The 12,399-nt window shown below is 52.7% G+C and carries 9 protein-coding genes; all 9 read right to left on the bottom strand.

The window, feature by feature from the left end; translation table 11 throughout:
- Positions 1 to 6 precede the first annotated feature (6 nt).
- The gene (gene rpoC, locus DK872_RS26505; protein WP_035890294.1) at positions 7 to 4,230 is read right to left on the bottom strand and encodes a DNA-directed RNA polymerase subunit beta'; all 4,224 of its coding nucleotides are present in this window, start codon (positions 4,228 to 4,230) and stop codon (positions 7 to 9) included.
- 76 nt (positions 4,231 to 4,306) lie between these two features.
- On the bottom strand, positions 4,307 to 8,335 hold the full coding sequence (gene rpoB / locus DK872_RS26500) for a DNA-directed RNA polymerase subunit beta (protein WP_035890293.1): 4,029 nt from the start codon (positions 8,333 to 8,335) through the stop codon (positions 4,307 to 4,309).
- A 322-nt stretch (positions 8,336 to 8,657) separates the two neighbouring features.
- A complete protein-coding gene (gene rplL, locus DK872_RS26495; RefSeq protein WP_035890291.1) occupies positions 8,658 to 9,026 on the bottom strand; it encodes a 50S ribosomal protein L7/L12 in 369 nt (122 codons plus the stop codon).
- A gap of 66 nt (positions 9,027 to 9,092) precedes the next feature.
- Positions 9,093 to 9,590, bottom strand: a complete 498-nt coding sequence (gene rplJ / locus DK872_RS26490) for a 50S ribosomal protein L10 (protein ID WP_035890288.1) — start codon at positions 9,588 to 9,590, stop codon at positions 9,093 to 9,095.
- Positions 9,591 to 9,887: 297 nt separating this feature from the next.
- Complete coding sequence (gene rplA / locus DK872_RS26485; protein ID WP_035890285.1) at positions 9,888 to 10,592, bottom strand: 50S ribosomal protein L1; 705 nt, start codon at positions 10,590 to 10,592, stop codon at positions 9,888 to 9,890.
- 3 nt (positions 10,593 to 10,595) lie between these two features.
- Positions 10,596 to 11,024, bottom strand: a complete 429-nt coding sequence (gene rplK / locus DK872_RS26480; RefSeq protein WP_008503452.1) for a 50S ribosomal protein L11 — start codon at positions 11,022 to 11,024, stop codon at positions 10,596 to 10,598.
- 140 nt (positions 11,025 to 11,164) lie between these two features.
- Positions 11,165 to 11,710: a transcription termination/antitermination protein NusG gene (gene nusG / locus DK872_RS26475; RefSeq protein WP_006816549.1), complete on the bottom strand. Its 546-nt coding sequence runs from the start codon at positions 11,708 to 11,710 to the stop codon at positions 11,165 to 11,167.
- 1 nt (position 11,711) lies between these two features.
- Positions 11,712 to 12,095: a preprotein translocase subunit SecE gene (gene secE / locus DK872_RS26470; protein ID WP_003033128.1), complete on the bottom strand. Its 384-nt coding sequence runs from the start codon at positions 12,093 to 12,095 to the stop codon at positions 11,712 to 11,714.
- A 228-nt stretch (positions 12,096 to 12,323) separates the two neighbouring features.
- Positions 12,324 to 12,399, bottom strand: a 76-nt coding sequence (locus tag DK872_RS26465; RefSeq protein WP_072164356.1) for an elongation factor Tu, incomplete at its 5' end; no start/stop codon positions are given.

The raw sequence follows: 12,399 nt of genomic DNA, 5'->3' as shown, positions 1-12,399 counted from the left end.
TAACGATTACTCGTTGTCGGAACCACCCAGACCTGCGTTCAGCAGTTCTGCCAGGCTCGCAGTCGCATCTTCTGCAGTGACCTGCGGAGCTGCCGGCAGTTCGCCAGCGGCGCGACGGCGCATACGATCCTGGTGGTACGCATAACCGGTACCGGCCGGGATCAGACGACCCACGATGACGTTCTCTTTCAGACCGCGCAGTTCGTCGCGTTTGCCCGCAACGGCTGCTTCGGTAAGCACACGAGTTGTCTCCTGGAACGATGCCGCGGAGATGAAGGACTCGGTTGCCAGAGACGCTTTGGTGATACCCAGCAGATCGCGTGCATAGGTCGCAGCGATTTTGCCGTTCGCTTCCAGATCGCGGTTGGCGATCTTAACGCGAGAGTATTCAACCTGCTCACCTTCCAGGAAGTCGGAACTTCCTGCGTTAACGATGGTGGCTTTACGCAGCATCTGACGAACGATAACTTCGATGTGCTTATCGTTGATCTTAACGCCCTGCAGACGGTAAACGTCCTGTACTTCGTTCACGATATAACGGGTTACCGCGTGAACGCCACGCAGACGCAGAATGTCGTGCGGCGCTTCCGGACCGTCGGAAACCACGTCACCACGTTCTACGCGTTCACCTTCAAACACGTTGAGCTGACGCCATTTCGGAATCATCTCTTCGTACGGATCGCTACCGTCAACCGGCGTGATCACCAGACGGCGTTTACCTTTGGTTTCTTTACCGAAGGAAATAATACCGCTGATTTCAGCCAGAATTGCCGGCTCTTTCGGACGACGTGCTTCGAACAGGTCCGCAACGCGCGGCAGACCACCGGTAATATCCTTGGTACCGCCGGATTCCTGCGGAATACGCGCCAGGGTGTCACCAGAGCTGATCTGTACGCCATCTTCGAGCTGAACGATCGCTTTACCCGGCAGGAAGTACTGCGCAGGCATGTCGGTACCCGGGATCAGAACGTCGTTGCCCTGCGCATCAACAATTTTCAGCGCCGGACGCAGGTCTTTACCACCAGTAGTACGTTCTGCAGAATCCAGAACCACCAGCGAGGAGAGACCGGTCAGTTCGTCGGTCTGACGGGTAATCGTCTGGCCATCGATCATGTCGGTGAAGCGAATGAAACCGCTCACTTCGGTGATAACCGGCATGGTGTGCGGATCCCAGTTTGCAACGGTTTCACCGCCAGCAACCTGCTCGCCATCACCCTTCGCCATTACCGCACCGTAAGGCACTTTATAGCTTTCTTTGGTACGACCGAATTCGTCGATCAGTTTCAGCTCAGTGTTACGGGAGGTGATAACCAGTTTGCCGCTGGAGTTAACAACCGTCTTCGCGTTGCTCAGGCGGATGCTACCTTTGTTTTTCACCTGGATACTGGATTCAGCAGCCGCACGAGATGCCGCACCACCGATGTGGAACGTACGCATCGTCAGCTGTGTACCCGGCTCACCGATGGACTGTGCCGCGATAACGCCGATAGCTTCACCTTTGTTGATGATGTGGCCACGCGCCAGGTCACGACCGTAGCAGTGCGCACATACACCAAAGTCGGTGTCACAGGATACAACGGAGCGTACTTTGACGCTGTCAACGGAGTTGACTTCCAGCAGGTCACACCACTGTTCGTTCAGCAGCGTGTTACGCGGAACCAGGATATCAGCAGTACCCGGCTTCAGAACGTCTTCCGCAGTCACACGACCCAGAACGCGATCGCGCAGCGGCTCTTTAACGTCGCCACCTTCGATAACCGGCGTCATGACGATCCCTTCGAGGGTGCCACAATCGTCTTCGGTGACCACCAGGTCCTGCGCCACATCAACCAGACGACGAGTCAGGTAACCGGAGTTCGCTGTTTTCAGTGCGGTATCCGCCAGACCTTTACGCGCACCGTGCGTGGAGATGAAGTACTGCAGTACGTTCAGACCTTCACGGAAGTTCGCGGTGATTGGCGTTTCGATGATGGAGCCATCCGGCTTCGCCATCAGACCACGCATACCAGCAAGCTGACGAATCTGGGCTGCAGAACCACGCGCACCGGAGTCGGCCATCATGTAGATGCTGTTAAAGGAAACCTGCTGCTCTTCCTGACCGTCACGGTTAATTACGGTTTCGGTTTGCAGGTTGTCCATCATCGCTTTGGATACGCGATCGTTCGCCGCAGCCCAAATATCGATAACTTTGTTGTAGCGTTCGCCAGCGGTTACCAGACCAGACTGGAACTGCTCCTGAATCTCAGCAACTTCGGCTTCCGCTTCGCTGATGATCTCGTGTTTTTTCGCCGGGATGACCATGTCATCAATACCAACGGATGCACCTGAACGCGCTGCATAAGCAAAGCCGGTGTACATCGTCTGGTCAGCAAAAATAACGGTCGGTTTCAGGCCCAGAATGCGGTAACAGGTGTTCAGCATTTTGGAGATCGCTTTCTTGCCCAGCGCCTGGTTGACGATGGAGAAAGGCAGACCTTTCGGTACGATCATCCACAGAATGGCGCGACCAACGGTCGTGTCTTTCAGGCTGGTTTTCGCAACGAATTCGCCGTTAGCATCTTTTTCATATTCGGTGATACGCACTTTAACACGCGCATGCAGAGAGGCCAGGCCAGCGCGGTAAATACGCTCAGCTTCTTTCGGGCCAGTCAGCACCATGCCTTCGCCTTTGGCGTTAACACAGTCACGGGTCATGTAGTACAGACCCAGTACAACGTCCTGAGACGGAACGATGATAGGTTCGCCGTTCGCCGGAGACAGAATGTTGTTGGTAGACATCATCAGCGCACGCGCTTCCAACTGGGCTTCCAGCGTCAGCGGTACGTGAACAGCCATCTGGTCACCATCGAAGTCGGCGTTGTATGCCGCACAAACCAGCGGGTGCAACTGGATAGCTTTACCTTCGATCAGTACCGGCTCAAATGCCTGGATACCCAGACGGTGCAGAGTCGGCGCACGGTTCAGCAGTACCGGGTGTTCGCGGATAACTTCGTCCAGGATATCCCAAACGACAGCTTCTTCACGCTCAACCATTTTCTTCGCGGCTTTAATGGTGGTGGCGAGGCCACGCAGTTCCAGCTTGCCGTAGATGAACGGTTTGAACAGTTCCAGCGCCATTTTCTTCGGCAGACCGCACTGATGCAGACGCAGGTATGGACCTACGGTGATTACAGAACGACCGGAGTAGTCAACACGTTTACCGAGCAGGTTCTGACGGAAACGACCCTGTTTACCTTTGATCATATCGGCCAAAGATTTCAGCGGACGTTTGTTGGAACCGGTGATCGCACGACCGCGACGACCGTTATCCAGCAGGGCATCTACCGCTTCCTGCAGCATACGTTTTTCGTTGCGTACGATGATGTCCGGCGCCGCCAGATCCAGCAGACGTTTCAGACGGTTGTTACGGTTGATCACGCGACGGTACAGATCGTTCAGATCCGACGTAGCGAAACGACCACCATCCAGCGGAACCAGCGGACGCAGGTCCGGCGGCAGCACTGGCAGAACGGTCAGAATCATCCATTCCGGTTTGTTACCAGACTGTACGAAGGCTTCCAGCAGCTTGATACGCTTGGTCAGCTTCTTACGTTTGGTTTCGGAGTTAGTTTCGTTCAGTTCTTCGCGCAGCTGTTCGCACTCTTGCTCCAGATCCATGCTTTTCAGCAGAGCCTGAATAGCTTCGGCGCCCATTTTTGCGTCGAATTCGTCACCGAACTCTTCCAGCGCGTCCAGGTACTGTTCTTCGGTCAGGATCTGGTTGCGTTCCAGATTGGTCATACCGCCTTCGATAACCACATAGGATTCGAAGTACAGAACACGTTCGATATCACGCAGCGGCATATCCAGCAGCAGGCCGATACGGGACGGCAGAGATTTCAGGAACCAGATGTGCGCAGTCGGAGACGCCAGCTCGATGTGGCCCATACGCTCACGGCGTACTTTAGTCTGGGTCACTTCAACGCCGCACTTCTCACAGATCACACCACGGTGTTTCAGGCGCTTGTACTTACCGCACAGGCACTCGTAGTCTTTTACCGGCCCAAAGATACGGGCGCAGAAAAGACCGTCACGCTCAGGCTTGAACGTACGGTAGTTAATGGTTTCCGGCTTTTTCACTTCACCGAAAGACCAGGAACGGATCATGTCTGGCGAAGCCAGAGCAATTTTGATCGCATCAAACTCTTCGGTTTTAGTTTGCGCTTTCAGAAACTTTAATAAGTCTTTCACGGATTGGCTCCCGTCGGAGTTAGCACATTCCGCTGCCGGGTATTACCCCGACAGCGGTGACCTGTTTGAGCGAGAATTACTCGTCTTCCAGTTCGATGTTGATACCCAGAGAACGGATCTCTTTCAACAGTACGTTGAAGGATTCCGGCATACCTGGTTCCATCTGATGGTTGCCGTCCACGATGTTTTTATACATCTTGGTACGACCGTTCACGTCATCAGACTTAACGGTAAGCATTTCTTGCAGGGTGTAAGCGGCACCATAAGCTTCCAGTGCCCATACTTCCATCTCACCGAAGCGCTGACCACCGAACTGTGCCTTACCACCCAGCGGCTGCTGAGTAACCAGGCTGTAAGAACCGGTGGAACGCGCATGCATCTTGTCATCAACCAGGTGGTTCAGTTTCAGCATGTACATGTAGCCGACGGTAACCTGGCGCTCGAATTGCTCACCGGTACGACCATCGAACAGAGTGATCTGACCGGAAGTCGGCAGGCCACCCAGCTGTAACAGTTCCTTGATTTCGGACTCTTTCGCACCGTCGAATACCGGCGTTGCGATCGGCATGCCTTTGCGCAGGTTTTCAGCCAGACGCAGAACTTCTTCATCACTGAAGGTATTCAGGTCAACTTTCTGACGAACGTCAGCGCCCAGATCGTATGCACGCTGGATGAATTCGCGCAGTTTCGCGACTTCCTGCTGCTGTTTCAGCATGGCGTTGATCTTGTCGCCGATACCTTTAGCAGCCATCCCCAGGTGGGTCTCGAGGATCTGACCGATGTTCATACGAGACGGTACGCCCAGCGGGTTCAGTACGATGTCTACCGGCGTGCCGTTTTCATCGTAAGGCATATCTTCGATCGGGTTGATCTTAGAAATAACACCTTTGTTACCGTGACGACCTGCCATCTTATCACCAGGCTGGATCTGACGTTTAACAGCCAGATAAACCTTAACAATCTTCAGCACGCCCGGTGCCAGATCGTCGCCCTGAGTGATTTTGCGGCGTTTCGCTTCAAGTTTTTTCTCGAACTCGTGTTTCAGTTCGTCGTACTGCTCAGCCAGTTGCTCCAGCTGATTTTGTTTCGCTTCGTCGGTCAGGCCGAGTTCCAGCCAGCGGTCGCGCGGCAGTTTGTCGAGCTTCTCAGCTTCAACGCCGCCGGAAACCAGCACGGTATGGATACGGCTGAACAGGCCAGCTTCGAGGATTTGCAGTTCTTCAGACAGATCTTTCTTCGCCTGCTTCAACTGCATCTCTTCGATTTCCAGCGCACGTTTGTCTTTTTCCACGCCATCGCGGGTAAAGACCTGAACGTCGATAACAGTACCGGAGACACCGTTCGGCACACGCAGAGAAGAGTCTTTAACGTCAGACGCTTTCTCACCGAAGATCGCGCGCAGCAGTTTCTCTTCTGGCGTCAGCTGAGTTTCGCCTTTCGGCGTTACTTTACCAACCAGAATGTCGCCGCCGGTCACTTCCGCACCGATGTAAACGATACCGGATTCATCCAGTTTGGAGAGCGCAGCTTCACCCACGTTCGGAATGTCAGCGGTGATCTCTTCCGGCCCCAGCTTGGTGTCACGGGACACACACGCCAGTTCCTGAATGTGGATCGTTGTAAAACGATCTTCCTGAACAACACGTTCGGAGACGAGGATGGAGTCTTCGAAGTTGTAACCGTTCCACGGCATGAACGCTACGCGCATGTTCTGGCCGAGTGCCAGTTCACCGAGGTCGGTGGACGGGCCGTCTGCCAGCACGTCGCCGCGCTCAATTGGCTCACCCAGATAAACACACGGCATCTGGTTGATGCAGGTGTTCTGGTTAGAACGGGTGTATTTGGTCAGGTTATAGATGTCGATACCTGCTTCACCCGGGTACATCTCGTCTTCGTTAACTTTGATAACGATACGGGAAGCATCCACGTACTGAACGGTACCGCCACGTTTCGCAACTGCGGTTACACCGGAGTCAACGGCAACAGCACGTTCCATACCGGTACCAACCAGCGGCTTATCAGCGCGCAGAGTCGGAACCGCCTGACGTTGCATGTTCGCACCCATCAATGCACGGTTGGCGTCATCGTGTTCCAGGAACGGGATCAGGGACGCACCGACGGAAACCACCTGCTGGGTAGAAACGTCCATGTAGTCAACCTGGTCTGCGCTGAAGAGGCTGGATTCGCCTTTGCTGCGGCAGGTCACCAGATCGTCTACAAAACGACCTTCTTCCGTCAGGTTGGTGTTCGCCTGAGCGATAACATAGTTACCTTCTTCAATTGCAGAAAGGTAATGGATCTCGTCAGTTACCACGCCGTCAGTCACTTTACGGTACGGCGTTTCGAGGAAGCCGTATTCGTTAGTCTGTGCATACACGGACAGGGAGTTGATCAGACCGATGTTCGGACCTTCAGGCGTTTCGATCGGACATACGCGACCGTAGTGGGTCGGGTGAACGTCTCGAACTTCGAAGCCTGCACGCTCACGGGTCAGACCGCCTGGGCCGAGTGCAGAGATACGACGTTTATGCGTAATCTCGGACAGCGGGTTGTTCTGGTCCATAAACTGAGACAGTTGGCTGGAACCGAAGAACTCTTTCACGGCTGCGGAGATCGGCTTGGCGTTGATCATATCCTGCGGCATCAGGGTATCCAGATCGCCCAGAGACAGACGCTCTTTCACCGCACGCTCTACACGCACCAGGCCAACACGGAACTGGTTTTCCGCCATTTCACCAACGGAACGGATACGACGGTTGCCGAGGTGGTCGATATCATCCACTTCACCAATACCGTTACGGATACCGATGAGCTTTTTCATCACTTCGATGATGTCTTCTTTGCTCAGGATACCGGAACCTTCGATGGTGTCGCGCAGCAGAGAACGGTTGAACTTCATACGACCAACCGCAGACAGATCGTAGCGGTCTTCAGAGAAGAACAGGTTCTCAAACAGGCTTTCAGCCGCTTCACGAGTCGGCGGTTCACCCGGACGCATCATACGGTAGATCTCTACCAGCGCGCTCAGTCGATCGTTGGTCGGGTCGACGCGTACAGTCTCAGAGATGTACGGACCGTGGTCCAGATCGTTGGTAAACAGCGTTTCGATACGTTTGTGGCCCGCCTGGCTCAGCTTGGCCAGCAGATCGAGCGACAGTTCCATGTTCGCCGGGCAGATCAGTTCGCCAGTGGATTCGTCGATGTAGTCTTTAGACGCCACTTTACCCGCGATGTACTCAACCGGAACTTCGATATGTTGAATTTCGTCTTTTTCCAGCTGACGGATATGGCGCGCGGTAATACGGCGGCCTTTCTCAACATACATTTTGCCGTTCGCTTCGATGTCGAAGGACGCAGTTTCGCCGCGCAGACGTTCCGGCACCAGTTCCATTTGCAGCTTGTTGTCGCGAATCTCAAAGACCACTTTTTCAAAGAACAGGTCAAGGATCTGCTCAGTGGTGTAGTTCAATGCGCGCAGGATAATGGTAGCCGGCAGCTTACGACGACGGTCGATACGAACGAACAGGTTATCTTTCGGATCGAATTCGAAGTCCAGCCAGGACCCACGGTAAGGAATAATACGTGCGTTATAAAGCACCTTACCAGATGAGTGGGTTTTACCCTTATCGCTGTCAAAGAAGACGCCTGGGCTACGGTGGAGCTGAGAAACGATAACACGCTCAGTACCGTTGATAACAAAGGTACCGTTGTCGGTCATGAGCGGAATTTCGCCCATGTAGACTTCTTGTTCTTTAATATCTTTAACAGTGCCTTCCGGCGCTTCGCGCTCGTAGATCACCAGACGCAGTTTTACGCGCAACGGAGCGGAATAAGTTACGCCACGGATCTGACACTCTTTAACGTCAAAAACAGGTTCGCCAAGACGGTAGCTGACGTATTGCAGTTCCGAATTGCCGCTGTAGCTCTTAATCGGGAACACGGAGCGGAATGCCGCTTCCAGACCGTACTGCCCTTCAGGATCTTGCTCGATAAACTTCTGGAACGAGTCAAGCTGGATAGAAAGGAGATATGGAACATCCAGAACTTGTGGACGTTTACCAAAATCCTTACGAATACGTTTTTTCTCGGTATAGGAGTAAACCATAGGGTTCCTCAGCTCGCTGACAAGTCGACCCACTCTGCCCGTCGAAAGGACAGTTTATGCAACACTATTTTTTTGACCGGAAAGTGGAGCACTTTCCGCAATGCTTGTTGCTATCACGCTTAAATCATTTCATTGCGATTTACACAGAAGCGAGCTCCTGTCGCAGTATATTAAGTCGTCGATAGAAACAAGCATTGTAAAGGCTACTGGTAGTCAAACAGTGTGAAACGCTACCGGCACCTTCTACAGCGCAAAAAGGCTGGTGACCGAAAAGTCACCAGCCATCAGCCTGATTACTCAGGCTGCAACCGGAAGGGTTGGCTTATTTAACTTCAACTTCAGCGCCAGCTTCTTCCAGAGATTTTTTCAGAGCTTCAGCGTCATCTTTGCTCACGCCTTCTTTCAGAGCGGCCGGAGCAGATTCTACCAGGTCTTTAGCTTCTTTCAGACCCAGGCCAGTTGCGCCACGTACTGCTTTGATAACAGCAACTTTGTTAGCGCCAGCGGCTTTCAGAATAACGTCGAATTCAGTTTTCTCTTCAGCAGCTTCAGCAGCCGGGCCAGCAGCAACAGCTACAGCAGCAGCAGCAGAAACACCGAATTTTTCTTCCATTGCAGAAATCAGTTCTACAACGTCCATTACGGACATAGCGGCAACTGCTTCAATGATTTGATCTTTAGTGATAGACATTTAAATTGTTCCTGAATATCAGAATAAGTTTATACGTAAGCAAATGCTTTATAAAGAAAACTGCGATTAAGCAGCTTCTTTCGCATCGCGTACAGCAGCCAGAGTACGAACCAGTTTGCCAGCAGAGGCTTCTTTCATGGTTGCCATCAGGCGTGCAATTGCTTCTTCGTAGGTCGGCAGGGTTGCCAGGCGATCGATCTGGGACGCCGGGATCAACTCACCTTCAAAGGCAGCGGCTTTGACCTCAAATTTTGCATTCGCTTTCGCGAACTCTTTGAACAGACGAGCAGCAGCGCCCGGGTGTTCCATAGAGTATGCAATCAGGGTCGGACCAACAAACGCGTCTTTCAGGCACTCAAAAGAAGTACCTTCAACAGCACGGCGCAGCAGGGTGTTACGAACAACACGCATGTAAACGCCAGCTTCGCGACCTGCTTTACGCAGTTCGGTCATTTTATCTACGGTCACGCCACGGGAATCCGCAACAACCGCAGACAGCGCGCCTTTGGCTACTTCGCTGACTTCAGCAACAATCGCTTGTTTGTCTTGAAGATTTAAAGCCATTAGCTTTGCTCCTGGATGTTTGCCAGGGCTCATGCCCTGGAACTCACTTCACTCTTTTCAAAGAAAAGAGCGTCTTAATACGGTGAGCAGAAACAAGCCAAAGAGTACTTTAAAAATAATCTTTAGGTTCTGTCACCGTCTACGCAGGGAATTAAGCTTCTTACGAAACACCTGCGGTCTTCGACGGAGGCCTGGATAGGCCAGGCTCCAACGAACAAATCTTTTCTTGCTAACTTACGCTAGCAAATCGTGGGGGTAAGATTGTAGACAAATTCACCACCCACGTAAAGGCGAATCTTAGTTCGCTACTGCGCTCAGACCAGCCTGGTCTACCGCAACACCAGCACCCATGGTGGTGGAGATGCTAACTTTCTTGATGTACACGCCTTTCGCCTGAGTCGGTTTGGCTTTTTTCAGCGCAACCAGCAGAGCTTCCAGGTTTTCTTTCAGTTTGTCAGCGTCAAAGTTCACTTTACCGATGGTGGTGTGGATGATGCCGTTTTTGTCGTTACGGTAACGAATCTGACCGGCTTTAGCGTTTTTAACTGCTTCAGCAACGTTCGGAGTTACAGTACCAACTTTCGGGTTCGGCATCAGGCCACGCGGACCCAGAACCTGGCCCAGTTGACCAACAACGCGCATTGCATCCGGGGAAGCAATAACAACGTCAAAGTTCATTTCGCCTTTTTTGATCTGGTCAGCCAGATCTTCCATACCTACCAGCTCTGCGCCAGCCGCTTTAGCAGCTTCAGCGTTCGGGCCCTGGGTAAATACGGCAACGCGAACTGAACGGCCAGTACCGTGCGGCAGTACAGTCGCACCACGTACGTTCTGGTCAGATTTACGCGCGTCGATGCCGAGGTTAACGGCAACGTCTACGCTTTCTACGAATTTAGCAGTGGCCAGCTCTTTCAGCAGAGCAATGGCTTCGTTGATGTCGTACTGTTTAGTCGCATCAACCTTGTCACGGATCACGCGCATGCGCTTGGTCAGTTTAGCCATTTCTTAATCCTCCACTACCAGGCCCATGGAACGTGCAGTACCTTCGATTGAGCGAGTCATCGCTTCAATGTCAGCACCGGTCATGTCCGCGGCTTTAGTCTGAGCGATTTCCTGCAGCTGAGCGCGGGAGATTTTGCCCACTTTGTCTTTGTTCGGCTTGCCGGAACCAGACTTGATACCAGCCGCTTTCTTCAGCAGAACTGCTGCCGGAGGCGTTTTGGTAACGAAAGTGAAGGAACGGTCAGCGTAAACGGTAATAACTACCGGAATTGGCAGACCTTTTTCCAGGGATTCTGTTTTGGCGTTGAACGCTTTACAGAATTCCATGATGTTAACACCCTGCTGACCCAGAGCCGGACCGACTGGCGGGCTCGGGTTTGCCATGCCAGCTGCAACCTGCAGCTTGACGTAGGCCTGGACTTTCTTAGCCATTGAAATTTCCTCGTTTGGGTATAGCGCCCCTAAAGGCTCCCCGTGTTAAAGATGTTTTACGTGCATATCGCCCGTAAAAACAAAAGGCGCGAAATTGTATGTCAATTTCACGCCTTGTGCAACGTTTGATCGCCGAAGAATTAAGCTTTTTCTACCTGGCTGAAATCCAGTTCTACCGGAGTCGCACGACCAAAGATAGAAACGGAAACCTTCAGACGGGACTTCTCGTAGTCCACTTCTTCAACCACGCCGTTAAAGTCAGCGAACGGACCGTCGCTAACGCGAACCATTTCGCCTGGCTCAAACAGCGTTTTCGGACGCGGCTTATCACCGACCTGCTGGAGGCGGTTCATAATCGCATCGACTTCTTTATCGCTAATCGGCGCGGGACGATCGGACGTACCACCGATGAAGCCCATAACGCGCGGAACGCTGCGTACCAGGTGCCAACTGGCATCATTCATTACCATCTGGACAAGCACGTAGCCGGGGAAGAATTTACGTTCGCTTTTGCGACGTTGGCCGCCACGGATTTCAACCACTTCTTCGGTTGGAACCATAACTTCGCCAAACAACTCTTCCATGTTGTGTAATTTGATATGCTCACGCAGCGATGTTGCTACGCGGCCTTCAAAACCGGAAAACGCCTGAACGACGTACCAGCGCTTTTTAGGAGCTTCAGACATCTCAGAACCTCAGGCCAGTGATAAAGGAAACCAGGCGAACCAGAATACCATCCAGTCCCCACAGGATCAGTGACATGACTGCGGTTACCGCAGCCACGATCAATGTGGTGTGCAACGTTTCCTGACGAGTAGGCCAAATCACTTTACGTACTTCGGTTCTCGCTTCACGGGCAAAGGCAACGGTCGCTTTACCCTTCGTCGTCAACAGCGCGACACCACCTGCTGCAGCAATCAGAATAACAACTGCCAGCGCGCGGAGTGGCAGCATCATGTCACGATAAAGATAGTTGCCAACGATAGCCACGAGCAGCAGTACAGCAACAACAACCCACTTCATCGCTTCCAGGCCGCGCCCGCTCCCTTGAGCTTCGGTATTCGCACTCATAAACCAACCTGTCACAAGAATTCAGACAAACATTTTTGCCCCGCATAAGCGAGGCAACCAAACCGAAATGCTCTGGCGAGATTCGGACTAACGCCCTCAACAGAGCCTGTCTCAGCAATGATTATGACAAAAAAAATCACTGATGAGCCAGGTTCTGGTTCGAAAGCGTACAAAAAGGGCATCAAATGATGCCCTCTTATTGCGCATTGCGTCAAATGTTATCAGCGATTAGCTGAGAACTTTTGCCACAACGCCCGCGCCAACGGTACGGCCGCCTTCACGGATTGCGAAACGCAGACCATCG

Source organism: Kosakonia sp. MH5 (assembly GCF_009935945.1).
GTDB lineage: Bacteria > Pseudomonadota > Gammaproteobacteria > Enterobacterales > Enterobacteriaceae > Kosakonia > Kosakonia radicincitans.
This window is presented reverse-complemented; position numbering and strand designations above follow the sequence as displayed.